Source organism: Enterobacter sp. RHBSTW-01064 (assembly GCF_014103035.1).
Taxonomy (GTDB): Bacteria; Pseudomonadota; Gammaproteobacteria; order Enterobacterales; family Enterobacteriaceae; genus Enterobacter; species Enterobacter mori.
Genome location: NZ_JABXOU010000004.1, coordinates 367,872 through 391,387, shown reverse-complemented (window position 1 = coordinate 391,387; position 23,516 = coordinate 367,872). Strand labels below are relative to the sequence as shown.

General features: G+C 53.3%; 21 protein-coding genes and 1 other RNA gene. 15 read left to right on the top strand and 7 right to left on the bottom strand.

Translation table 11 applies throughout. The features are described from left to right. Nucleotides 1-56 precede the first annotated feature (56 nt). The 3 genes from hemP to HV355_RS14885 form a co-directional block, all read right to left on the bottom strand. Nucleotides 57-245 carry a hemin uptake protein HemP gene (hemP, locus tag HV355_RS14895; protein WP_010426061.1) on the bottom strand — a complete coding sequence of 63 codons (189 nt, stop codon included), beginning with the start codon at nt 243-245 and terminating at the stop codon, nt 57-59. A gap of 189 nt (nt 246-434) precedes the next feature. Beyond that, nucleotides 435-1,481 carry a 3-deoxy-7-phosphoheptulonate synthase AroH gene (gene aroH, locus HV355_RS14890; protein ID WP_108416820.1) on the bottom strand — a complete coding sequence of 349 codons (1,047 nt, stop codon included), beginning with the start codon at nt 1,479-1,481 and terminating at the stop codon, nt 435-437. A gap of 151 nt (nt 1,482-1,632) precedes the next feature. After that, the gene (locus tag HV355_RS14885; protein ID WP_042719439.1) at nt 1,633-2,466 is read right to left on the bottom strand and encodes a pyruvate, water dikinase regulatory protein; all 834 of its coding nucleotides are present in this window, start codon (nt 2,464-2,466) and stop codon (nt 1,633-1,635) included. Between the two features lie 459 nt (nt 2,467-2,925). Between HV355_RS14885 and ppsA the strand changes: the two genes are divergently transcribed. From ppsA to HV355_RS14840, 9 genes are all read left to right on the top strand, one after another. Continuing rightward, complete coding sequence (gene ppsA / locus HV355_RS14880; RefSeq protein WP_010430177.1) at nt 2,926-5,304, top strand: phosphoenolpyruvate synthase; 2,379 nt, start codon at nt 2,926-2,928, stop codon at nt 5,302-5,304. Between the two features lie 234 nt (nt 5,305-5,538). Further along, entirely contained in the window at nt 5,539-6,939 is a 1,401-nt protein-coding gene (locus HV355_RS14875) for an MFS transporter (protein WP_108416822.1), read from the top strand. Between the two features lie 3 nt (nt 6,940-6,942). Beyond that, nucleotides 6,943-9,318 carry a glycoside hydrolase family 3 N-terminal domain-containing protein gene (locus tag HV355_RS14870; RefSeq protein ID WP_182402465.1) on the top strand — a complete coding sequence of 792 codons (2,376 nt, stop codon included), beginning with the start codon at nt 6,943-6,945 and terminating at the stop codon, nt 9,316-9,318. Between the two features lie 406 nt (nt 9,319-9,724). Then, nucleotides 9,725-9,988: a hypothetical protein gene (locus tag HV355_RS14865; protein WP_182402463.1), complete on the top strand. Its 264-nt coding sequence runs from the start codon at nt 9,725-9,727 to the stop codon at nt 9,986-9,988. Nucleotides 9,989-10,084: 96 nt separating this feature from the next. Next, nucleotides 10,085-10,438: a hypothetical protein gene (locus tag HV355_RS14860; protein ID WP_182402461.1), complete on the top strand. Its 354-nt coding sequence runs from the start codon at nt 10,085-10,087 to the stop codon at nt 10,436-10,438. 169 nt (nt 10,439-10,607) lie between these two features. Next, nucleotides 10,608-11,234, top strand: coding sequence for a hypothetical protein (locus HV355_RS24275; RefSeq protein ID WP_249420871.1), 627 nt, complete (start codon nt 10,608-10,610; stop codon nt 11,232-11,234). After that, on the top strand, nt 11,235-11,459 hold the full coding sequence (locus tag HV355_RS14850; RefSeq protein ID WP_182402459.1) for a hypothetical protein: 225 nt from the start codon (nt 11,235-11,237) through the stop codon (nt 11,457-11,459). It abuts the gene before it with no gap. A gap of 201 nt (nt 11,460-11,660) precedes the next feature. After that, a complete protein-coding gene (locus HV355_RS14845) occupies nt 11,661-11,921 on the top strand; it encodes a hypothetical protein (RefSeq protein WP_182402457.1) in 261 nt (86 codons plus the stop codon). A 37-nt stretch (nt 11,922-11,958) separates the two neighbouring features. After that, on the top strand, nt 11,959-12,270 hold the full coding sequence (locus HV355_RS14840; RefSeq protein WP_182402455.1) for a hypothetical protein: 312 nt from the start codon (nt 11,959-11,961) through the stop codon (nt 12,268-12,270). 189 nt (nt 12,271-12,459) lie between these two features. Here HV355_RS14840 and rprA read toward each other — a convergent pair. Together rprA and ydiK are read right to left on the bottom strand one after the other, a co-directional pair. Next, an RNA gene (gene rprA, locus HV355_RS14835) (antisense sRNA RprA) lies at nt 12,460-12,567 on the bottom strand. Between the two features lie 209 nt (nt 12,568-12,776). Further along, entirely contained in the window at nt 12,777-13,892 is a 1,116-nt protein-coding gene (ydiK, locus tag HV355_RS14830; protein WP_010430184.1) for an AI-2E family transporter YdiK, read from the bottom strand. Nucleotides 13,893-14,092: 200 nt separating this feature from the next. Between ydiK and HV355_RS14825 the strand changes: the two genes are divergently transcribed. From HV355_RS14825 to HV355_RS14815, 3 genes are all read left to right on the top strand, one after another. Continuing rightward, a complete protein-coding gene (locus HV355_RS14825; RefSeq protein ID WP_089601396.1) occupies nt 14,093-17,149 on the top strand; it encodes an FAD-binding and (Fe-S)-binding domain-containing protein in 3,057 nt (1,018 codons plus the stop codon). Beyond that, nucleotides 17,146-17,556 carry a 1,4-dihydroxy-2-naphthoyl-CoA hydrolase gene (gene menI, locus HV355_RS14820; protein ID WP_042715638.1) on the top strand — a complete coding sequence of 137 codons (411 nt, stop codon included), beginning with the start codon at nt 17,146-17,148 and terminating at the stop codon, nt 17,554-17,556. Before HV355_RS14825 ends, menI begins: the two co-directional genes overlap by 4 nt. Nucleotides 17,557-17,642: 86 nt before the next feature. Beyond that, on the top strand, nt 17,643-17,837 hold the full coding sequence (locus tag HV355_RS14815; protein ID WP_010430192.1) for a YdiH family protein: 195 nt from the start codon (nt 17,643-17,645) through the stop codon (nt 17,835-17,837). Nucleotides 17,838-17,883: 46 nt separating this feature from the next. Here HV355_RS14815 and HV355_RS14810 read toward each other — a convergent pair whose 3' ends face one another. Together HV355_RS14810 and HV355_RS14805 are read right to left on the bottom strand one after the other, a co-directional pair. Continuing rightward, the gene (locus tag HV355_RS14810) at nt 17,884-18,510 is read right to left on the bottom strand and encodes a helix-turn-helix domain-containing protein (RefSeq protein WP_120158846.1); all 627 of its coding nucleotides are present in this window, start codon (nt 18,508-18,510) and stop codon (nt 17,884-17,886) included. Nucleotides 18,511-18,588: 78 nt separating this feature from the next. Continuing rightward, nucleotides 18,589-19,248, bottom strand: coding sequence for a helix-turn-helix domain-containing protein (locus tag HV355_RS14805; protein ID WP_182402453.1), 660 nt, complete (start codon nt 19,246-19,248; stop codon nt 18,589-18,591). A gap of 434 nt (nt 19,249-19,682) precedes the next feature. Between HV355_RS14805 and HV355_RS14800 the strand changes: the two genes are divergently transcribed. From HV355_RS14800 to HV355_RS14790, 3 genes are read left to right on the top strand one after another with little or no spacing between them, the layout of a single operon-like run. After that, complete coding sequence (locus HV355_RS14800; protein WP_100166943.1) at nt 19,683-20,213, top strand: fimbrial protein; 531 nt, start codon at nt 19,683-19,685, stop codon at nt 20,211-20,213. Between the two features lie 59 nt (nt 20,214-20,272). After that, nucleotides 20,273-20,950, top strand: a complete 678-nt coding sequence (locus tag HV355_RS14795; RefSeq protein WP_182402451.1) for a fimbria/pilus periplasmic chaperone — start codon at nt 20,273-20,275, stop codon at nt 20,948-20,950. Nucleotides 20,951-20,978: 28 nt separating this feature from the next. Further along, the gene (locus tag HV355_RS14790; protein WP_182402449.1) at nt 20,979-23,516 is read left to right on the top strand and encodes a fimbria/pilus outer membrane usher protein; all 2,538 of its coding nucleotides are present in this window, start codon (nt 20,979-20,981) and stop codon (nt 23,514-23,516) included.

The following is a 23,516-nucleotide window of genomic DNA, read 5'->3' as shown; positions in this document are numbered from 1 at the left end:
GAAAAGCGCTGGCTGCCTGGGGATCACCTGGGTGGCTGGCGAAATTATCGTGTTGTTTATTTAGTCAGGATCAGTTTTCCGGCATGGGTCTGGCGCAGAAGATAGTGCTGGCCGTCATGCTCGATAATGACCCGCCCCTCATCACCGAGCAGGGTTTTGCTGTCGATACGGCGATCGGTGGAGGTGGGGGAAGGCGCTGTGTGTGTTTTTATTGGCGTTGCCGCGCTGTTATCCGTACGTGACATAATGTTTATAAATAACAATCAATGTAACAATGATAATCATTATCAATAAACTACAAATTCACGGCAAGCGTTTTTGTGAAAATTGTGTGACGGGATCAAATTTGGGGGAGGTGCAGTCTGATGCCCTCTCCCACAGGGAGAGGGCACGGATCGTAGGTCGGGTAAGCGCAGCGCCACCCGACAATAACATCAGAAGCGAGAATCAACCGCAGCTGCCAGCTTCTCCAGCAGCAGCTCGCTGTCTTCCCAGCTCAGGCACGGGTCGGTGATCGACTGGCCGTAAACCATCTGCTGTCCGGTAACGATTTTCTGCGTGCCTTCTTTGAGGAAGCTTTCCGCCATAATGCCTGCCACGGCGGTGGAACCGCTGCGGATCTGCTGGCAGATCTCATCGCAGACATCCAGCTGGCGACGGTGCTGCTTCTGGCAGTTGCCGTGGCTGAAATCCACCACCAGGTGTTCCGGCAGGTCGAACTCGGCCAGCGTTTCGCAGGCTGCTGCGATATCTTGCGCATGATAGTTCGGTTTTTTGCCGCCACGCATAATGATATGCCCGTACGGATTACCGCTGGTCTGGTAGATGGTCATGTGACCGCTCTTATCCGGCGACAGGAACATATGGCTGGCACGCGAGGCGCGGATCGCGTCGACCGCAATTCGCGTGTTGCCATCGGTCCCGTTTTTAAAGCCGACCGGACAGGAGAGCGCGGAGGCCATCTCACGGTGGATCTGGCTTTCGGTGGTGCGTGCGCCAATTGCGCCCCAGCTGATCAGATCGGCGATAAACTGCCCGGTTACCATATCGAGAAACTCGGTCGCCGTCGGAACGCCCAGCTCGTTGACCTGTAAAAGCAGCTTCCGCGCCAGCTCAATACCGTGGTTCACGCGATAGCTGCCGTTGAGATCAGGATCGGAAATCAGACCCTTCCAGCCCACCACGGTGCGCGGTTTTTCAAAGTAGGTGCGCATGACGATCTCAAGGCGATGCTGATACTTCTCACGCATCCCCTGAAGACGTTTTGCGTAGTCCATCGCGGCATCCAGGTCGTGAATGGAGCAGGGGCCAATCACCACCAGAAGGCGCTTGTCTTCGCCGTTCAGGATTTTTTCAATGCGGCGGCGGGACGCCGTTACATGTTCCGCAACGCCTGCGGAAACGGGGTGCCGCTGGGCCAGTTCAGCCGGAGTCACCAGGCTATCAATGCGCGCAGTGCGGAGTTCGTCGGTTTTGTTCATGGAATGTCTCAGAATTTTTGTGCTTCATCGGCAGACTACCGGGAAGTGATGGGCATCACCTTAAACCAATCCCTGCTGATTTCAAGTTCGGGGCAAATTCGCCCCGATGATGCCATTATGATAACTGAAACTGGATTAATGTACTAGCATATTAGTACATGCGGCGATTCAGCCCCATGATGTCGAGGATTTTGGTAGCAATTTCTTCTACAGAATAGTTCGTGCTGTTCAGCCACGGGATCTGGTTTTTGCGGTACAGCGCTTCAACCTCGGAAACTTCCATCCGGCACTGGCGCATGGAGGCGTAGCGGCTGTTCTCGCGGCGCTCTTCGCGGATGGCGGCGAGGCGCTCCGGGTTAATGGTCAGGCCGAACAGCTTGTGCTGCAGCGGCTTAAGGGCGGCGGGCAGCACCAGGTTGTCCATATCGTCGGCAATAAACGGGTAGTTTGCAGCGCGAATGCCAAACTGCATTGCCAGATAGAGGCTGGTCGGGGTTTTGCCGCAGCGCGACACGCCCAGCAGGATCACCTGCGCCTGGTCAAGATTACGCAGCGAGATCCCGTCGTCGTGGGCGAGGGTGTAGTCAATGGCGGCGATACGCGCATCGTACTTGGTCAGGTTGCCGGGGTTCAGCCCGTGTGTACGGTGGGCGATGGGCGTGGGGTCGAGCTTGAGCTCGCTCTGCAATGGTGCCACCAGCGCCTGCACGATGTCCTGGCAGAAGCCTTCACTTTGCAGAATGATGCTGCGAATTTCCGGGATAACAATCGAATAGAACACCAGCGGGCGCACGCCGGTTTGCTGGAAGATGGCGTCAATCTGGTCTTTCACCGCTTTGGCGCGGCTCTCATTTTCCACAAAGGGCAGCGTGATGCTGTTAATCGAAACGGGAAACTGCGACATCACCGCGTGCCCCAGCACCTCGGCGGTGATCGCCGTACCATCAGAAATATAAAAAACGTGGCGATCGACAGCACTATCCATTTTATCCACCCTGAATATCAGACCTAATTGACTGAAAGCATAAATTAAAAAAGTAAATTAGACAGCAAAGAACTTGTCCTAATTATTTACCCGTCATAATTCAAGCTGCAGGCGCGTTGGCTTTCCTCGCTCGCCCAGTCACGTACTAAATGTACGCTCCTGGGACTCTCTGCGTCGCCGCCTTCCTGCAACTCGAATTATTTAGGGTAAAAATGAAACGGTGTTTTTGATTTTCCTGAAAAGTAGATTTCATTTTTCAAATAGCGACTTTATTTCTGTGGTTTTTGGCTGAATATAGAGGAATCATCGGTTTAGCGAGTGATGGGAAAGTATCCGAAAAGTTGAAAATTTAAATTGCTTACACGATTCACCGTTTTTTTAGCGGAAGTAAATATGCCAGTATAAATACGTAGTCAGGTGTTTCTTACTCCGATCAAATATCACAAAAGGATTGTTTCGATGTCCAACAATGGCTCGTCACCGCTGGTGCTTTGGTATAACCAACTCGGCATGAATGATGTAGACAGAGTTGGGGGCAAAAATGCCTCCCTGGGTGAAATGATTACAAATCTGTCCGGTATGGGTGTTTCCGTACCAAACGGGTTTGCCACCACCGCCGATGCCTTTAACCTGTTTTTAGACCAGAGCGGTGTTAACCAGCGCATTTACGACCTGCTGGATAAAACGGATATTGATGACGTCACCGAGCTTGCCAAAGCCGGGTCACAAATCCGCCAGTGGATCATCGACACACCTTTCCAGCCGGAACTGGAAAAAGCCATTCACGACGCGTACAACCAGCTCTCTGCTGACGATGCGCAGGCCTCCTTTGCCGTGCGTTCTTCTGCAACCGCAGAAGATATGCCCGATGCCTCGTTCGCCGGACAACAGGAAACCTTCCTGAACGTTCAGGGTTACGATGCGGTGCTGGTGGCGGTGAAGCACGTGTTTGCTTCCCTGTTTAATGACCGCGCCATCTCCTATCGCGTGCACCAGGGCTACGACCATCGCGGCGTCGCGCTCTCCGCTGGTGTGCAGCGTATGGTTCGCTCGGACGTAGGTTCTTCCGGCGTGATGTTCTCCATCGATACCGAATCCGGCTTCGACCAGGTGGTGTTTATCACCTCCGCGTGGGGCCTGGGCGAGATGGTTGTCCAGGGCGCGGTAAACCCTGACGAATTCTACGTCCACAAGCCTACGCTGGCGGCTAACCGTCCGGCGGTGGTGCGCCGCACCATGGGCTCGAAAAAAATTCGCATGATCTATGCCCCAACCCAGGAGCATGGCAAGCAGGTTAAGATTGAAGATGTGCCGCAGGAGCAGCGCGACCGCTTCTCCCTGACCGACGCCGAAGTGGAAGAACTGGCGAAGCAGGCGGTGCAGATCGAAAAACACTACGGCCGTCCGATGGATATCGAATGGGCGAAAGACGGTAACACCGGCAAGCTGTTTATCGTGCAGGCGCGTCCGGAAACCGTCCGTTCTCGTGGTCAGGTGATGGAGCGTTATACGCTGCACGCGCAGGGCAAAATCGTGGCGGAAGGCCGCGCCATCGGTCACCGTATCGGTGCTGGTCCGGTGAAAGTGATCCACGATATCAGCGAGATGAACCGCATTGAGCCAGGCGACGTGCTGGTGACCGACATGACCGACCCGGACTGGGAACCGATCATGAAGAAAGCGGCGGCCATCGTCACCAACCGCGGCGGTCGTACCTGTCACGCGGCGATCATTGCCCGCGAGCTGGGTATTCCTGCGGTTGTCGGCTGCGGTGACGCCACCGAGCGCATGAAGGACGGACAAAACGTAACCGTCTCCTGCGCCGAAGGCGATACCGGCTACGTGTACGCCGATATTCTGGACTTCAGCGTGAAAAGCTCCAGCGTGGATACCATGCCGGACCTGCCGCTGAAGATCATGATGAACGTCGGTAACCCGGACCGCGCGTTTGACTTCGCCTGCCTGCCGAACGAAGGCGTAGGCCTGGCGCGTCTGGAATTTATCATCAACCGTATGATCGGCGTTCACCCGCGCGCGCTGCTGGAGTTTGACGACCAGGAGCCGAAGCTGCAGAACGAAATTCGCGAGATGATGAAAGGCTACGACTCACCAAGAGAGTTCTATGTCGGCCGTCTGACCGAAGGGATCGCGACGCTGGGCGCGGCTTTCTACCCGAAACGCGTGATTGTGCGTCTGTCAGACTTTAAGTCTAACGAATACGCCAACCTGGTGGGCGGCGAGCGCTACGAGCCGGAAGAAGAGAACCCGATGCTGGGCTTCCGCGGGGCCGGACGCTACGTGTCCGACAGCTTCCGCGACTGTTTCGCGCTGGAGTGTGACGCGGTGAAACGCGTGCGCAACGACATGGGGCTGACCAACGTGGAGATCATGATCCCGTTCGTGCGTACCGTGGACCAGGCGAAAGCGGTGGTGGACGAGCTGGCGCGTCAGGGGCTGAAGCGCGGCGAGAACGGGCTGAAGATCATCATGATGTGCGAAATCCCGTCCAACGCCCTGCTGGCCGAGCAGTTCCTGGAGCACTTCGACGGCTTCTCTATCGGCTCGAACGACATGACGCAGCTGGCGCTGGGTCTGGACCGCGACTCTGGCGTGGTCTCTGAGCTGTTCGACGAGCGTAACGAGGCGGTGAAAGCGCTGCTCTCGATGTCCATCCGCGCGGCGAAGAAGCAGGGGAAATACGTCGGGATCTGCGGTCAGGGCCCGTCCGACCATGAAGACTTTGCCGCCTGGCTGATGGAAGAGGGGATTGATAGCCTCTCCCTGAACCCGGACACCGTGGTGCAAACCTGGCTGAGCCTGGCAGAACTGAATAAGTAACCGCGTAAAAACGGAAAAAGGCGAGGAGAGATCTCCTCGCCTTTTTTTATTTCCGCCCGAATATGCTCCCCATCACAAATAAAACAAAAAACCAAATATCATAATTTGTCTGTTAATTTAGACAATTGTTAGCGCGCAAAGCGTTGCTAATACTTGAGCCTTACTGCGCACTTCCCTTCAGATGATGCGCAACTGGTTGAAATACGTTTTAACCTGATAAAAAGGCAAATAACAATGACAATCTCCTCTGTATTACGTACGAAAGATAAAATAGGTTATGGCTTAGGCGATATGGCCAGCGCGCTGGTCTGGCAAACGGCGACGTTATTTCTCGCCTATTTTTATACGGACGTTTTTGGCTTGCCCGCCGCGATTATGGGCACCATGTTTTTAGTGGTGCGCGTGGTCGATGCATTTATCGATCCCTGCATTGGTGCGCTCGTTGACCGCACGCAAACGCGCCACGGCCGCTTTCGCCCCTGGCTGCTGTGGTTTGCTATTCCGTTTGGCGTCAGCTGTCTGATTACCTTCTATGTGCCGGACGTCGGGCCGACCGGGAAAATCGTCTATGCCTGCGTGACTTACGCCATTCTGAGCCTTATTTACTCGGCGATTAACGTGCCTTACTGCGCCATGCCGGGGGCGCTGACGCTGGATCCCCGCGAACGTCACTCTCTGCAATCCTGGCGCTTTGGGTTGTCCTTTATTGGCGGACTGATCGTGACGGTGATTGCCCTGCCGCTGGTGTCACAGCTGGGGCAAGGAAACGTACAGAAAGGCTATTTCTATGCCATGAGCCTGATGGGGCTGCTGGGTATTGTTTTATTCTTCTGCTGCTTCCTGATGACCCGCGAACGTTATTCACCACGAAATGATACCTCCGGCTCCATGCTGACGGATTTAAAACTGCTGGCCAAAAACAGCCAGTGGCGAATTGTGTTCGTGTTTAATATTTTGCTGTTAACGGCGGTCGTGACGCGCGGCTCTGCCACCATGTATTACGTCAACTATGTGCTGCTGCGCCCGGAACTGGTCTTTGCCTTTATTGTTTCAGGCATGGTGGCCTCATTAAGCGGGGCATTATTATCTGAACGTCTGCTCGGAAAATTTGATCGCGTTCGCGCCTATCAGTGGACCATTATGACGTTCGTCATTTTCGGGGCGCTGATTTTCTTCATTCCGCCTTCGCAGGTCTGGCTGATATTCGGCCTCAACATCGTTTTTAGCTTTATTCAAAACCTGACCACGCCGCTCCAGTGGACCATGTTCTCCGACGTGGTGGATTACGAAGAGCATCGCAGCGGTCGTCGTCTGGACGGTCTGGTCTTCTCTACCGCGCTGTTTGCCATCAAGTTTGGCCTGGCGCTGGGCGGGGCCGTGGTCGGTTGGGTGCTTGGCATGGTGGATTACGCCCCGGGCCAGGTGACGCAGGCGCCGCACGTGCTCTCTACCATCAACGCGCTCTTTACGCTCATTCCTTGCGTGCTGTTCCTCTGCATGGTGGCGCTTCTTTCCATTTACAAACTCAACAGTCGGCTGGTGGATTCCATTGCCCGTGAACTTGCGGGCAAGCGTGATGTGCGTCCCGACGCAGGAAAGCTCAGCCCGGCAACCCATTCTGCAATACAGGAGTAAAACATGACGGCTATCTATAAGGACGCAGGACGTCCGGTACACGAGCGCGTCGCCGATTTACTGGCGCGCATGACCCCGGAAGAGAAGTTTGCCCAGATGCACGCGTACTGGCTGATCCTCGATGAAAACGGCAATCACCGCGAACGGAGCGATCTCAGCGATGAGTTCGCAGGCGTGAGCGAGCAGGCCTCGCTCAACGAACGGCTGAAGCTGGGTGTGGGGCAGATCACGCGTCCGCTCGGCACGCATATTGTTGATGCGAAAACGGGCGTGCGCGCGGCCAACCGACTCCAGCGCATGATGATGGAAGAGACGCGTCTCGGTATTCCGGCGCTGTTCCACGAGGAGTGTCTGGTGGGGCTGCTGTGCAAAGACGCAACACTATTCCCGTCCTCGCTGAACTATGGTTCGACCTGGGACCCGGAGCTGGTGCAGCGGGCGGCGGAGCAGATTGGCAAAGAGGCGCGCTCCGTCGGCTGTCAGCAGGGGCTGGCGCCGGTGCTGGACGTGTCCCGCGACGTGCGCTGGGGGCGTACCGAAGAAACCTTCGGCGAAGATCCCTGGCTGGTGGGGGTGATGGCGACCGCCTACGTGAAGGGGTTACAGGGCGATAAACGCGACCTGCTGGCGACCCTGAAACATTACGTTGGCCACTCGTTTAGCGAAGGGGCGCGCAACCACGCGCCGGTGCACCTCGGATTTAGCGAGCTGAATGATACCTTCCTGCTGCCGTTTGAAATGGCGGTGAAGCTGGCCAACGCCGGTTCGGTCATGCCCGCCTACCACGATATTGATAATCAGCCGGGTCACAGCGACAGCTTCCTGCTGACCACCGTCCTGCGTGAACAGTGGGGCTTTGATGGCATCATCGTGGCGGATTACGGCGGCGTCAGCCTGCTGCATCAGCACCATGGAATTTCCCACGATGCAGCGGAGTCCGCCGCGCTGGCCTTTAACGCCGGGCTGGACGTTGAGCTGCCGAAAGATGACTGCGCGCGCCATCTGGCGGAAGCGGTAGAGCGTGGGCTGATTTCGATGGCGAAGGTGGATGAGATCGTGGCGCGTACGCTGACGGAAAAATTCCGCCTTGGCCTGTTTGAACGTCCCTATGCCAATGAGCAGGGCAGCGATCTGCAAAATGAGACGACCCGGCAGGTGGCGCGTGATGTCGCGACAAAGTCGATCACGCTTCTGGAAAACAATGGCATCCTGCCCCTCGGCGGAAAGCCTCGCGTTGCGCTGGTCGGCCCGACGGCAGACGATCCGCTGGCGTTACTCAGCGGTTACAGCTTCCCGGTACACCTGATCATCAGCGACATGGTGGAAGAGACGTCGCAGGTGACGACCCCGCGCGCGGCGCTGGAACACTATCTGGGTGCATCGAACGTGCGCTATGCCAAAGGGTGCCACATCATTGAAAAACGGATGGCGGGCGCGCCGGTCTTCCCCGGCGACAGCGGCGGTAAGCCGATGCAGCAGTCGCCGGTTTCACTGAGCACCGCACTGATCCCCGAGGCGGTAGACGCCGCGCAACAAAGTGACGTGGTGGTGGCCTGCGTGGGCGATCTCGCCGGGCTGTTCCAGAGTGGCACCGTGGGTGAAGGCTCAGATACTGACTCATTGAATCTGCCTGGCGTGCAGCAACAGCTGCTGGAAGCGCTGGTCGCTACCGGTAAACCGGTGATCGTGGTGATGACCGGCGGGCGTCCGTACAACCTTCAGGGCCTGGAAGATAAGGTCGCGGCGCTGATGATGGCCTGGGCGCCCGGGCAGGAAGGTGGCTGGGCGATTGCGGACGTGCTGACGGGGCGGGCGGAGCCGCAGGGGCGTCTGGTGGTGAGCGTGCCGAAAAGCGCCGGAGCAATGCCGTATTACTACAATCACAAGCTGAAAAGCGGCGGCACGCCGTTTGCGTTCCATTTCGGTTCGCGTTACCCGTTTGGCTTCGGCCTCGGCTGGACGCAGTTTAGCTGGGGAGCGGCAAAAGTGGCGGCATCCAGCGTGCCGGTCGACGGCGAGGTGACGCTGAATGTGGATATCACCAATACCGGTGAGCGCAGCGGCAGCGAGGTGGTACAGGTTTACGTCAGGGATAAGGTCGCCACGCAGGTGCGACCGCTTCAGGAGCTGAAGGCCTTCCAGCGCGTCACGCTCTCGCCGGGCGAAACCGCCACGCTCACCTTTACGCTACCGGTTGATATGTTCAACTTTACCCGTCGCGACGGGAAACGCATCGTTGAGCCGGGTGAGTTTGAACTGCAGGTTGGCGCATCGTCGGCGGATATTCGCGAGGCGGTGACGGTCAATGTGACAGGGGAAACGCGGGTACTGCCTGCTGAGTGGCGGATGCTCAGTACCTGTGAGGTTGAGCGCGCGTAGTCAGGATAAAAAAAAGCCCATCGTGGGAGATGGGCAAAGCTTCCAATTGTACATTTGCGAGTGAGAATCAAGGGCCAAGAAGTCAGCAACTCATCAAAGCCACCTCTAAGGTGTTCAATCTGGCGCCTTACAATCGATTACAGGTGTTATATCATCGCGTAAATGGGGTTAATTAGCTGTTAAGATCATTCTTAAGTAACCCATGCTATACCGTTTATTTTCCGCTTTTATTTACAAAGAGATAGGAACTATTTTCGCTGGTTAAATAGATGTAATCAGACGCTATCATGCTTCTGGTGTTTAATGTATTTGTGCCAGTGGTCGCTATTAGTTTTTGCTAGTTAATAGTGGCAGTCCTACTATTGACTTCCCAGCTACAGTGGAACTCGAAAAAGAGGATGATTGAATGACTCTATTTAAAGATGTAAACCTAAACTCGCTGTTTGTTTTTAATGGCACTGTATTAAAGAAGGTGTTAACCAAGCCAGTGCTGATTGTTGGCAATCCAGATGCAACTACTAACTTTGATGTAATAGGTAACTGTGTCGTTAACCTGCCTGTAGATATGATTGATGATAATGAGCCTGTAACAGCATTAAACATCACAGAGCAGGTTTATAATATTTGGCTTGAGGCGGGCATGAATCCGTTAACAGGTGACGCGCTTTAAGTTGTAGTGATTGTGGGCTGGTAGTATTGCTAGCCCTAACTGGAGAGATAGAGATTATGAACTTAGAGCAGATTTTTTATTAATACAGGTTTAGATGTGGCTCTATTGGGTAATGCAACTAATCCTAAGCCAGCTTTAGAGGCACGTAAAGAAGAAGCTAAGGAGCTTGTTCCCGCTCTGGAATCAGGTGCAATCACTGTAGGCGTTATTGTGAGGCATGTAACAGCGCAGAAAGGTCACAAGCTCGCACAGCATGAGTTTTTACTTGTGCTGCTGAAACTGGTTAAACGTGATACTAAGTCAGTCCTGAACGCGGCATATGCAGAGATCCAGCATAAGAACCTGCAAGAAGTGCAGGAGCGCATTAAGGCAGAACTGGCTAAGAAAATGGGCGGCTTAGCTGACCTTATCCCACAGGAGGAACCAGAAAGGCTAAAAGGGGCTAAGTGATGTAATGAATACACTGATAGCCCTGTTAATAATAAAATGAATAACGGGGCTTGCAGAGCGATTAAAAGGGACTGTGTAGCTTATAGCTGCAAGCAGGGCAAGCTTAAATAAACTGTGCATATTGTGATGGTTCATCTTTAATTAATTAGTAGTTGGAGACGGTAATTAAATGCGGAAGTCTTTATTGGTTGTATTAATGGCACTTAGCGCTTTTGCAATGGCTGGTAATTGTACCTATCCAGATGATATAGCCGCTGATGGTTCTGTCTGCGGTGGTCGTGCTGCTTCTGTTCGTCCAGGCGGATATGAGCCACCTCCTGAAAATGCAGCGTCTACTAACAGTGATTTTATTCAGTCTGAAAACATGGGTTTTGGGGCTGTAATGAATGTAGTTAAAATGGGGGTTAATACATACCCTGATGATGTTGAATTTAATTGTAATGGTGATTTAAATATTGCATTTAATGCAGGGCGTTATACATCCAGCGTAGAAACTTCTGAGGTTCCTAATAACTGGTATGAAATAACGCTGATAGCACACAATCACTATTTGGGTGATATGAAGCATGATGTTAATTCTGATGGTTCAGATATTAAGAATGTTAAATATCACTTTGATGATAATGATACTGGTTATTTAACTATAGGTCAATCAGATCATGCTTTAGAATTCTCAACTTTAAGGGTTGATTATGTGAATGGTAAGGCTATTAGTGCCTCTTTTAAATCAAGCTACGATAAAGATTTTAATTATCAGTGTAAGCGTATTAACGTAGAAAACCCGTGGAAGGCTTAAATGAAAAAGTTAATTATTATGTGTATGCTGTTCGCTATCTCTTGTGCTGCTATAGCGTGTGATTATGAATATACAGATACTAACGGCTCTAATATTTGCGCAACTGAGGGAGAGCAGGAAGTAACTATTACGGTAGATAACGGTGATGAACATCAAGGTGAATGGGTAGGTAATGGTGAAGTGCAGGATAATGAAACAGGGGAAGTAACAGAGGTTAGCCAATGAAAAAGATATTGGTGTTTATTCTTATGTTATTTTGTTCTGTTGTAATTGCTTGTCCAAAAGGGCAACGCTTACACGGTGGTGCTGGTTCACATCATAAATATGGCTATTGCTCTTACTAATATCAGGTAGAACATGAAACGTTTAATTATCCCCTTGATTGTGGCAGGGCTTCTTAATGGCTGTACGGGGGCCAGATAACCAATGACAGCAGAACAGCAGCAAGCATTTTTATCTGACCAGAGCGCACAGCACACAGCAGAACTTGAATCCGTAGAGGCACAGGCGAAAGCGCAGGGCTTATCTCTGGAACAGCTACAGGACAAGGAGAGAGCAGAACAGGAACACAAAGGCTTTAATGCTGAGCTGGAACGCTCACAGGCTAAGTATTATAGCGAACAGAGAGTTCGTAACTATGAAGGCTGTGTGAAGCCGCACACCCTTACATGGTCAGCCAGTGTATGATCAACAGTGGGATAAATCAGATGGTGGATAGCCTGTAATGAAAAAAATATTGATAGCTGCTCTGGTGCTTGCTTCCTTTGGTGCTAACGCTTCTGCTTACGTCTGTAAGGATATGAACGGTAATAAAGTCACTATTGAAAATGGAGTTGCTAAGCAGGGTGAATTTATGGGGTACGCTGGCAAGCAATACTATCATTCTGGAACAGCTGAGGATGGTAGTAGCATTTTTACCTTTGATGAACAGAATAGGCTATATGTTCACTGGGTAAATGATGGTTTAACTATTGTTACTATATTTAGTCCTGTTATGCCTAAGATTAATGAATTTGAATGTAGGGGAACTTTCTAGATAATGAAAGAGCAGGAGTTCAATGAGATTCTGGAACCTCCATTTTTCGGGGCTTTTTGTGTTTGTCACCCCATCTGAAACAATATGCATAGAGCGTAAGCTATTGATATTCTATGGGGAAAGGAGGATGGCGTTTTTTTCTCTGCACACAGTTTGCACACTAAAGCCCTGCATAGCACCGTAAGTTACTGAAAAAAAAGCCCATCGTGGGAGATGGGCAAAGACTACACACAGCAATTCGTTGTTTCACTCAGGGGATTTCCATGCTTATAAATCAAGGTGTTGATTTATAACCGTGTCCTAATAGTAGGCATGTCGGCTTTTAGCGTCGATCAGATTCGTCTCAATAGTTAAAGAGACGTAAAGATTTCTTGAGGTTAGCAGCGGACTTGCTGCTGAAATGGCGGGTCTGACCAGTGAGTAATGAATAAATACTTTAGCAGCGTTAAAGTATTGTGAGGGGGAATGTAGGCCGGGTAAGCGTTAGCGCCACCCGGCCAAAAGGCTTAATGCGTGTTCTTCTCTTCCAGCTCTTCCAGTTCGCTCAGGATCACATCAGGATCTGTTCCCGGAGGGGGAACTTCATGCACCCAGGCCGAGAAGAGACGCCATGTCACTGCGAGCAGCACCGGGCCAATAAAGAGGCCGATCATTCCAAATGCGATTAACCCGCCGATAACGCCTGACAGGATCAGAATCAACGGTAAATCAGCCCCCATGCGGATCAGTATCGGGCGAATGACGTTATCCATGGTGCCGACCACGCAGCTCCAGACCAGAAGCACGGTGCCCCAGGTGGTATCGCCCGTCCAGTAGAGCCAAATGATGGACGGCACCAGCACCAGCAATGGTCCCAGTTGCGCAAGACAGGTCATCAGCATGACAACGGTGAATACGGTAGCGTACGGCACGCCGGAAATCGCCAGGCCGATACCGCCCAGCACCGCCTGCACCAGCGCGGTCACCACCACGCCCAGCGCAACGGCACGGACGGCTTGCGCAGCCAGCAGCACGGCGGCATCGCCGCGTTTACCCGCCAGTCGGGTGGCAAAATGACGCACCCCAAGGGCAACCTGCTCACCGCGCCAGTACAGGAGCGCGCTAAAGACCAGCATCAGCGCACAGTGCATCATAAAGCGACCAATATGCGCCGCCTGACCGACAAACCAGGTGGTGGTGGTGCCAATATACGGCCGCACTTTCGCGATCAGCGCGCTGCCGCCCATCTCCAGCAGGCTGTGCCAGCCGCTGTAGAGTTTCGCGCCGACCAGTGGAATGCTATTAAGCCACGCGAGATCCGGCAACGTCAGATCCCCGCTGGTGGCGGCACGGATAACCGGGCCACTGGAGTCGACAAGACTATTTACCAGCAGGGCAATCGGAATAATAAACAGCATGAACAGCAGCAGCGTCATGACCAGCACCGCCAGGCCACGGCGGCCAAACAGCAGTTTCTGCAGTCGTAATAGCAGAGGCCAGGTGGCGACGACAACGGTAGCGGCCCACGCAAAGCCAAGCACGAAGGGTTGAACAATCCACAGACACGCAATAATCATCAGGGCTAAAAACAGCACCGACAGCAAAATTTGCGCAACATCCCTGGGCTGACGAAGATTGACCATAAATGTAACTTTCCTTAAATGAACACCAGCATGGCTGGCGAGAACGTGAACCGCCTTTCTCTAATCATTAGTGATATCAGCGATTTTTGACAGGCGGATTTTGCCCGTAATTCTGCTGAGCGCATAAGAAAAAAATGTGATAAAAAGTTGTGATACAACGCAAACGATTTCCACAACAACTCTAATTAGGGTCGACAGTGATGATCCCACAGATTTCTCAGGCACCTGGCGTCGTTCAGCTGGTGCTTAATTTTTTGCAAGCACTGGAGCAACAGGGTTTTACAGGTGATACCGCCACGAATTATGCCGACAGGCTGACAATGGCGACCGATAACAGTATCTACCAGCTTCTCCCCGATGCCGTCGTTTTTCCACGCTCTACAGCGGATGTGGCGCTGATTGCCCGTCTGGCCTCGCAGGAGCGCTTTACCTCCCTGGTTTTCACACCCCGTGGCGGCGGTACCGGCACCAACGGGCAGGCGCTGAACCAGGGCATCATCATCGATATGTCCCGCTATATGAACCGCATCATTGAAATCAACCCTGAAGAGGGATGGGTGCGCGTGGAAGCGGGGGTTATCAAAGATCAGCTTAATCAATTCTTAAAACCGTACGGCTACTTTTTTGCGCCGGAACTGTCGACCAGCAACCGGGCGACCATTGGCGGGATGATCAATACCGACGCATCCGGTCAGGGCTCTCTGGTCTACGGTAAAACCTCCGATCACGTGCTGGGCGTGCGCGCGGTGCTTCTGGGGGGCGACATCCTCGATACCCAGCCAATGCCGGTCGAGCTGGCCGAGACGCTGGGTAAAGAGAGCACGGCGAGCGGGCGGATTTATCGCACCGTGCTGGAGCGCTGTCGCGATAACCGTCAGCTGATCCTCGACAAATTCCCGAAACTGAACCGCTTCCTGACGGGTTACGATCTGCGTCACGTCTTTAACGACGACCTGACCCAGTTCGATTTAACCCGCGTGCTGACCGGTTCGGAAGGTACGCTGGCGTTTATTACCGAAGCGCGTCTGGATATCACCCGGCTGCCGAAGGTGCGTCGCCTGGTGAACGTTAAATACAACTCCTTCGATTCTGCTCTGCGCAATGCGCCATTTATGGTGGATGCGCGGGCGTTGTCGGTGGAAACCGTTGACTCAAAAGTGTTGAACCTGGCAAGAGAAGATATCGTCTGGCATTCGGTCAGTGAGCTGATTACCGATGTACCCGACAAAGAGATGCTCGGTCTGAACATCGTTGAGTTCGCTGGCGATGACGCCGAACTGATTGAACGTCAGGTTAGCACGCTGTGCCAGCGGCTGGACGAACTGATTGCACGCGGTGAAGGCGGCGTGATCGGCTGGCAGCTGTGCAACGATCTCTCCGGCATTGAGCGTATCTACGCGATGCGTAAAAAAGCGGTGGGGCTGCTCGGGAATGCGAAAGGGGCCGCGAAGCCAATTCCGTTTGCCGAGGATACCTGCGTGCCGCCGGAACATCTGGCGGATTACATCGTTGAATTCCGCGCGCTGTTGGACAGCCACGGCCTGAGCTACGGCATGTTTGGCCACGTGGACGCGGGCGTGCTGCACGTGCGTCCGGCGCTGGATATGTGTGACCCGCAGCAGGAGATCCTGATGAAGGAGATCTCCGACGACGTGGTGGCCTTAACCGCCAAATATGGCGGCCTGCTGTGGGGTGAGCACGGCAAAGGGTTCCGCGCGGAGTACAGCCCGGCGTTCTTCGGGGAGCAGCTCTTCGGTGAACTGCGTAAGGTCAAAGCGGCATTCGACCCGGATAACCGCCTCAATCCCGGTAAGATTTGCCCGCCGGAGGGCGTTGACGCGCCAATGCTGCAGGTGGATGCGGTCAAGCGCGGCACCTATGACCGACAAATCCCGATTGCGGTGCGCTCTTCCTGGCGTGGCGCGATGGAGTGCAACGGCAACGGCCTGTGCTTTAACTTCGATGTGAAGAGCCCGATGTGCCCGTCGATGAAAATCACCAGCAACCGTATCCACTCGCCAAAAGGGCGTGCGACGCTGGTGCGCGAGTGGCTGCGACTGCTGGCGGACCGCGGCGTCGACCCGCTCAAGCTCGAGCAGGAACTGCCGGAAAAACGCGCCAGCCTGCGTTCCCTTATCGAACGCACCCGCAACAGCTGGCATGCGAATAAAGGCGAATACGACTTCTCGCATGAAGTGAAAGAGGCCATGTCCGGCTGCCTGGCCTGCAAGGCCTGTTCGACGCAGTGTCCGATCAAAATCGACGTGCCGGAGTTCCGCTCGCGCTTCCTGCAGCTGTATCACACGCGCTATCTGCGACCGATGCGCGACCATCTGGTGGCGACGGTGGAAAGCTACGCCCCGCTGATGGCGCGTGCGCCGAAGACCTTTAACTTCTTTATCAATCAGCCGCTGGTGCGCAAGCTTTCCGAAAAACATATCGGCATGGTGGATCTGCCGCTGCTCTCGACACCGTCGCTGCAACGCCAGCTGGTGGGACACCGCTCGGCAAACATGACGCTGGAGCAGCTTGAAGCACTGAGTGATGCGCAAAAAGCCAACGTGGTGCTGGTGGTGCAGGATCCGTTTACCAGTTACTACGATGCGCAGGTGGTGGCCGATTTTATCCGTCTGGCGGAAAAAGTGGGCTACCAGCCGGTTGTGCTGCCGTTCTCCCCGAATGGCAAGGCGCAGCACATTAAGGGCTTCCTGACCCGTTTTGCGAAGACGGCGCAGAAAACGTCTGACTTCCTGAATCGCGTGGCGCAGCTTGGGATACCCATGGTCGGCGTCGATCCGGCGCTGGTACTGTGCTACCGCGATGAGTACAAGCAGACGCTGGGCGAAAAACGCGGTGATTTCCACGTCATGCTGGTACACGAGTGGCTGCCTTTAGCGCTACAGCAAACTGCCGCACGTGAGGCCAGCGGTGAGCCCTGGTATCTCTTTGGTCACTGTACTGAAGTTACGGCACTGCCGGGCGCACCTGCCCAGTGGGCCGCTATTTTCGCCCGTTTTGGCGCGAAGCTGGAAAACGTTAGCGTGGGCTGCTGCGGTATGGCAGGTACCTACGGGCACGAAGTGAAAAACCACGCCAATTCGCTTGGGATCTATGAATTATCGTGGCAACAGGCGATGCAGCGTCTACCGCGTAACCGCTGTCTGGCCACGGGGTATTCGTGTCGCAGCCAGGTGAAACGCGTTGAGGGTAACGGCGTTCGCCATCCATTACAGGCTTTGCTGGAGATTATCGGATGATCTGGAAACGTGCGGTGACGCTGCAGGCGTTAAACGCCATGGGCGAAGGCAATATGGTGGGGCTGCTGGACATCCAGTTTACCCGGATTGGTGAGAATGAGCTGGAAGCGACGATGCCCGTCGATAGCCGCACGCATCAGCCGTTCGGTTTGCTGCACGGCGGCGCGTCCGTTGTGCTGGCCGAAACGCTGGGTTCGGTTGCGGGCTACCTCTGTACCGAAGGGGAGCAGAAGGTTGTCGGGCTGGAGGTGAACGCTAACCATATCCGCTCTGTTCGCAGCGGGCGGGTGCGCGGTATTTGCCGCGCGCTTCATGCCGGGAGCCGTCATCAGGTGTGGCAGATCGATATTCTCGATGAGCAGGAACGCCTGTGCTGCTCCTCAAGGCTGACGACGGCAGTTGTGTAAAGTTTCCTGATGTTTTTGCCCGTGGTCAAAAACTAGCCAGCGCGTTGTGATATACTGGTCAGGATTTGTACATAAGCGAGGACATCATGGATACTGAAATAACCCCAACCCAACTGGCAATTGAATATTTACGTCGCGATAAGAGCAACCTGTCTCCGGCGCAGTACCTGAAAAAACTGAAACAACTTGAGCTGGAATTTGCAGATTTGCTGGCGCTCTCTTCAAACGAGCTGAAAGAAGAGATCTATTTTGCCTGGCGGTTGGGCGTTCACGTCCATTGAGTGCGAATGAAAAGGCCGCGTATGCGGCCTTTTTTGTGTCTGGAGTTCAGTATTTGGCGGGAAGCTTATTGATTTTTATCAGCCTGCCTTCATCGATTTCAATAAACCCACCTGTTTTTAGATCGGCCAGAATGCGCATAACGCCACTGCGCGAAAGCTGCGTTTTTTCCCTGATATACCTTTCTGCCGTCACGCCGAGCCGATAAGCCTCATCTTCCTCCATCAGCTTAACAAGCTGCTGGCGAATCATCTCATACGCCGTCGGTGCGCCTTGTGGCATTACGTTATTATACAGTCGGCTATAGACAAACATCAGCTGGTTAGAAAGCAGGCCCCATAATGCTTTCTCTTTAATAATTTCACTGACCTTCTCGGTAGGGAGAATGCCAATCAGGCACGGGCTCACGGTTTTGATGTAATCATTGAAATAAATATCCGTCAGATTCGCGAGACCAAACAGAGCAGGGCTGCGGGCGGTGGAGAGCATCATGTCATCGCTTCTGCGGTAGACGGCAATTGTCCCCTCCAGAATTAAATAACAGATCCCCTTGCCGTCGACCTGAAGATCGAATTGCTCGCCACGGCCTGTTCTGCGCGTGGTGCAGTACGGCTCTAAATAAGAGATCAGTTCCTGGGCGTAGGGAGAGCCGCGATGTTGTTGTGCTGAAGACATTGTCTGAAACCTGAAAAAAGACCGGACTGATTATAGTGTCGCTCTTATCCTCCACCTTCTCCAGATATAAATGTAAGGTCAGTACTTTCGGGGTAAGTGATGGATATCCATCAGCACGCCGCGCACCATAGTGATGTATTTACCCGTTCGTAACTCCGCCAGAATACGCATAATACCGCTACGGGAAAGATAGGTGCGGCTTTTGATATAGGCCGCAGCGGTCGTGTTGAGCCTTATCGCCTCAGGCTCCTGCATCAGCTCAACAAGCTGAAAGCGGATAATGTCGTAAGCCGACATTTGCGATATCTGGGCACAGTGCTCATAGACGCGTGAGGCGGTATAGATCAGCAGGTTAGAAAAATGCTCCCACAGATTTTGCTGCGCAACGATGCAATTAAAACGCTCCAGCGACACTGCCGCGACTTCGGAGGTTTCCAGCGCCCTGACATAAAGATGCTCAGAGGAGAACTGGCTGCTTACACCCAGAACAAAGGGCGCTGATTCAGAATTTAAGACAATACCATCTCCACGGCGGTGTAAGGCCACGCTCCCCTGGATCAGTAAAAAACACTGGCGAATATCGCTCTTATAATAGTGAACCACTTCCCCTCTGGACAGTATTTTCCTTTCTGCTGAAGGAAGTAGGGTATCGATAATTTTTTCAATGTGCTTATAGGGTTTTAGGTGGAGCACGGTGGAATTGTCTTTACTACATTCTATAGCCATTCGTGTATTCATCAGATGCCTCATTCACTCATGCGATCATTTTTTGATCGGCATAGAGAATTATCTTAAAAAACAGCATCTCAGGGAATGACCGAAGCAGGTCTAATAATAGACTGGAGGATGTATAAAATCTAATCTTATGAATTTAAAGGCTTTGTATTAAGAGTCTAAAAGTAGACCCATGAATAATCTGTCTAAGGTTTATCTAAAAAGAAATGTTTCGTGATTGTTAAATGAAAGTCTACAGCTAGACCTCAAATAGATTGTGCGCTGAATAAGAGTTGGTTAAATTTTGACTCGTCGACAGGAGTGCTCATATTTCTATTCGTGAGTCATTTATCGGGTTCCTGACAAAAAATAAAAGGCAACGCTCAGGTTGATTGAAACTTGTGGGGAACGTTTGCCCGGATTTCAGTAATAAATAAAGTGATACAGGGTTGGATATTATGAAAAAGAAAATGATGATGGCAATGCTGGCAGTGAGTTCTGCACTGCCGATGACGCAGGCTTTTGCTGCAGCGGGTACCGTTAATTTTAACGGTAATATTCTGGATTCCGCCTGCGACGTTGATGTGGCGTCTCAGAACCAGGTCGTCGTATTGGGCGATTATTATAAAACTGAATTCCCGACAACGGGAGCCAGAACCGCTGCCACACAATTCAGTATTGTATTGAAAAACTGTCCGGTCACGGTGACTAACGCGAAAGTGCGCTTTGACGGTACGCCTGATTTAAGCAACGCCAGCCTGCTGGCGATTGACTCCTCGGTGGCGGGGGCGGCAACAGGGGTGGCAATCAACCTGATGAGCGCCGATAAGGCCGATCTTCCTCTGCATGGCAGCAACAGCTATTCCTATGCACTGAGCAGCACCGCAGATAATACGCTGAACTTCTATGCGCAGTATATTTCGACCGCCTCATCAGTCACTGCCGGTCCGGCAAACTCGGTCGCGAACTTCTCCGTGGTTTACAACTAAGTTTTTGCAGTAATCAGTAGGGGGCCAACCCGGCCCCTTTGTTTTACGAGGTTTTTACCATGCGTTTTATCAGAACAACAGGACTGGCGATGGCGCTGTTACCGTTGACATTAACGACGGCCAATGCCGGGGTGATTATTGGTGGTACGCGCGTTATTTTCGAGGGTGCGAAGAAAGAAGCCACAATCAATATTACTAACCCTGACATTACTCCTTATTTAATCCAGTCATGGATAGATATGCAGGATGGGGGGGCGGGTAAAACGCCGTTTATTATTACGCCGCCGCTGTATCGCCTAGACGGTGGACAAAAAAACCTTGAGCGTATTGTAATGACGGGTTCCCTACCTCAGGAGCAGGAAAGTTTATTTTGGTTGAATATTAAAGCGATTCCCTCAGCCTCAAAACAGATGAACGCCCTGCAAATTGCGGTAAAGACGCGGATTAAATTAATTTATCGGCCTGAAGGTCTGCGTGCGTCAACTCCGGAAGAACAAGCGAATAAATTAACGTGGCAACAATCCGGGAATGCGATTCAGGTGAATAATCCCACGCCCTACGTGATCAATTTCAATGAGATTACCCTGGGCGGGCGAAAACTTGATGATGTGACCTATGTTTTACCCGGCGCATCAGCCCGGTTTTCATTACCTGAAGGGGTGAGTGGGCATTCTCTCACATTTAAAGTCATTAATGACTATGGCAGTCCTGGCACCGCACATCAAGCCAGTTTTTGATGTTCGTGCATTCATTAGGTTTCCTGCAATGACAACATCGACGCATAGGATACGGCCTGCTCGTCTGGCGATATTAATCGCCTGCGCACTTGCCGGTTCATCACCGGCACTTTATGCCAGTGAAACGTTTAATACGGAACTGGTTGAGCTGGATAATCCAGGTATGGGCAAAGCAGACCTGTCGGCGTTTGAAACAGGCTCTCAGGCACCGGGAACGTACCATGTTGACATCATTCTTGACGACCAGTTAATGGAGACCCGCGATATCGCCTTTGCCGCAGTTAAAAGCGACGACGGTAATGAGATATTGCAGCCTTGCCTGAGCATCGACCAGTTAAAACAGTGGGGAGTGAAAACCGCGCTATTTCCTCAGCTTGCTTCGGGAAAAAGTGACTGCGCGGATCTTCAGGCCATTCCGCAAGCAAGTACCGATTTTCAGTTTGGCGCTCAGCGCCTTCTGATCAGCATTCCACAGGCGGCGATCGATCTGCCCGCGCGAGGCTATGTGTCGCCAGAGATGTGGGATGAGGGGATCGCGGCGGCCATGCTCAATTACAGCCTGAGCGGCGCGAACACCCGGGCGAACCACGGTGAAGGCAACAGCAGCGACAGCCAGTATGCCAACCTGCGTCCGGGGATCAATATCGGTCCGTGGCGGCTGCGCAATTACTCCACGTGGTCACGGGACGGTTCCGGTCAGGACAGGTGGGACACCGTCTATACCTACGCGCAGCGTGCCGTGATCCCCCTGAAAGCACAGCTGACGCTTGGAGACAGTTCTGCACCGGCTGACGTGTTTGACAGTATGCCGTTTCGCGGCGCTCAGCTGGCCTCTGATGACGACATGCTGCCAGATTCCCTGAAGGGGTATGCCCCTGTCGTGCGGGGTATCGCGCGCACCAATGCGCAGGTTGTGGTGCGTCAGAATGGTTATCAGATCTACCAAAGCTACGTTGCACCCGGTGCATTCGAGATTACGGATATGTATCCGACCGGAGGGGCTGGCGATCTGGACGTGACGATCAAAGAAGCCGATGGCAGCGAGCAACATTTCATACTGCCGTATGCGTCGTTACCGGTCCTGCAGCGCGAAGGCCGTCTGAAATATGCCCTCACCGGGGGGCAATATCGATCCTATAACCACGGCGTGGACAACACGCCTTTCGGGCAACTTACCGGCATTTATGGCCTCAAGCACGGGATCACCCTCTATGGCGGAGTGCAGGGCTCAAGCAAATATCGGTCGCTGGCGCTGGGGGTGGGGAAGAACATGGGCGATTTCGGCGCGCTCTCAGCAGACGTCACGCAGGGCTGGTCAACGCCGGATAACACAGCCAAAACCAACGGTCAGTCCTTGCGCGCGAGGTATAGCAAGAATTTCGTGAATACCGGGACGAACTTTTCAATCGCGGGATACCGCTATTCAACCCGCGGTTATTACGGGATGCAGGAGGTGCTGGATTCTTACGGAGACAGCAGCGTGCTTCAGGAAAGGCGGCGTAACCGCGCAGAGCTGACGATGAGCCAGACGCTGGGCGGCGACCTCGGATCTCTGACCCTTAGCGCGGCGCGGGAAAATTACTGGAACACCGGTAAGTCGATGGCTTCCTGGAGTGTCGGATACAACAACTATTGGCATAACATCAGCTACGGCGTGACCTGGACATACAGCAAAAATGCCAGCTCTGCGGCATACGGCAGCGGGAAAACCTATGACCATGACCAGCAGCTGGCATTCAACGTCAGCGTGCCGCTGGATAAATTCCTGCCGCAGACGTGGGCCAACTATGCCATGAGCGCCAGCAAGAATAATGGCACCACCCACAACATCGGCATGAACGGCGTTGCGCTGGAAAACAGCGCGCTCAGCTGGAACGTGCAGCAGGGTTACGGCACGAACGGCGTGGGTTACACCGGCAACATGAACGGTGATTACAAAGGGACCTACGGCGAACTGACGGCGGGCTATGGCTACGACAAAAACAGCGAGCGTCTGAATTACGGGCTGCAGGGGGGCATACTCGCCCACGCCGATGGCGTCACGCTTTCTCAGCCGCTGGGTGAGACGAATGCCCTGATAAAAGCGCCCGGTGCGCGGGGTGTCGATATCCGAAATCAGTCAGGAGTACGTACGGATTATCGCGGTTATACGGTGGTCAGTAATTTGTCCGTGTACCGGAAAAACGATCTCATCCTCGATCCGGAAAATATGCCTGACGATGTTGAGCTGGAGATCAATACCCGTACGGTCACCCCGACGCGCGGGGCGGTGGTGAGAGCGGACTACCTTTCCAGAGTCGGACGCCGGGTGCTGATGACCCTGACAGACAACAACCGTCCCGTCCCGTTTGGGGCTGTGGTCACCCTCGCGGGTGACCGTAACAACAGTTTCATTGTGGGCGATCGCGGCCAGGTGTATTTAACCGGCATGAGCGAGCAGGGGACGTTAGTTGCGACCTGGGGAAACCAGGACAGCCAACAGTGCCGTGCTGATTTCAGTCTGCCGAAACAATCAACCTACAGTGGAATAACCGACGTAGGTGCCACGTGTCGCCAGGAGCATTAA

Excerpts from the sequence above, each read along its gene's own strand:
- HV355_RS14810 (WP_120158846.1), bottom strand. The coding sequence starts at position 18,510 with ATGTCTTCAGCACAACAACATCGCGGCTCTCCCTACGCCCAGGAACTG.
- HV355_RS14870 (WP_182402465.1), top strand. The coding sequence starts at position 6,943 with ATGACGGCTATCTATAAGGACGCAGGACGTCCGGTACACGAGCGCGTC.
- HV355_RS14795 (WP_182402451.1), top strand. The coding sequence starts at position 20,273 with ATGCGTTTTATCAGAACAACAGGACTGGCGATGGCGCTGTTACCGTTG.
- HV355_RS14790 (WP_182402449.1), top strand. The coding sequence starts at position 20,979 with ATGACAACATCGACGCATAGGATACGGCCTGCTCGTCTGGCGATATTA.
- HV355_RS14800 (WP_100166943.1), top strand. The coding sequence starts at position 19,683 with ATGAAAAAGAAAATGATGATGGCAATGCTGGCAGTGAGTTCTGCACTG.
- HV355_RS14850 (WP_182402459.1), top strand. The coding sequence starts at position 11,235 with ATGAAAAAGTTAATTATTATGTGTATGCTGTTCGCTATCTCTTGTGCT.
- HV355_RS14845 (WP_182402457.1), top strand. The coding sequence starts at position 11,661 with ATGACAGCAGAACAGCAGCAAGCATTTTTATCTGACCAGAGCGCACAG.
- HV355_RS14805 (WP_182402453.1), bottom strand. The coding sequence starts at position 19,248 with ATGAATACACGAATGGCTATAGAATGTAGTAAAGACAATTCCACCGTG.
- HV355_RS14865 (WP_182402463.1), top strand. The coding sequence starts at position 9,725 with ATGACTCTATTTAAAGATGTAAACCTAAACTCGCTGTTTGTTTTTAAT.
- menI (WP_042715638.1), top strand. The coding sequence starts at position 17,146 with ATGATCTGGAAACGTGCGGTGACGCTGCAGGCGTTAAACGCCATGGGC.
- HV355_RS14875 (WP_108416822.1), top strand. The coding sequence starts at position 5,539 with ATGACAATCTCCTCTGTATTACGTACGAAAGATAAAATAGGTTATGGC.
- ppsA (WP_010430177.1), top strand. The coding sequence starts at position 2,926 with ATGTCCAACAATGGCTCGTCACCGCTGGTGCTTTGGTATAACCAACTC.
- HV355_RS14840 (WP_182402455.1), top strand. The coding sequence starts at position 11,959 with ATGAAAAAAATATTGATAGCTGCTCTGGTGCTTGCTTCCTTTGGTGCT.
- ydiK (WP_010430184.1), bottom strand. The coding sequence starts at position 13,892 with ATGGTCAATCTTCGTCAGCCCAGGGATGTTGCGCAAATTTTGCTGTCG.
- aroH (WP_108416820.1), bottom strand. The coding sequence starts at position 1,481 with ATGAACAAAACCGACGAACTCCGCACTGCGCGCATTGATAGCCTGGTG.
- hemP (WP_010426061.1), bottom strand. The coding sequence starts at position 245 with ATGTCACGTACGGATAACAGCGCGGCAACGCCAATAAAAACACACACA.
- HV355_RS14885 (WP_042719439.1), bottom strand. The coding sequence starts at position 2,466 with ATGGATAGTGCTGTCGATCGCCACGTTTTTTATATTTCTGATGGTACG.
- HV355_RS14825 (WP_089601396.1), top strand. The coding sequence starts at position 14,093 with ATGATCCCACAGATTTCTCAGGCACCTGGCGTCGTTCAGCTGGTGCTT.
- HV355_RS14815 (WP_010430192.1), top strand. The coding sequence starts at position 17,643 with ATGGATACTGAAATAACCCCAACCCAACTGGCAATTGAATATTTACGT.
- HV355_RS24275 (WP_249420871.1), top strand. The coding sequence starts at position 10,608 with ATGCGGAAGTCTTTATTGGTTGTATTAATGGCACTTAGCGCTTTTGCA.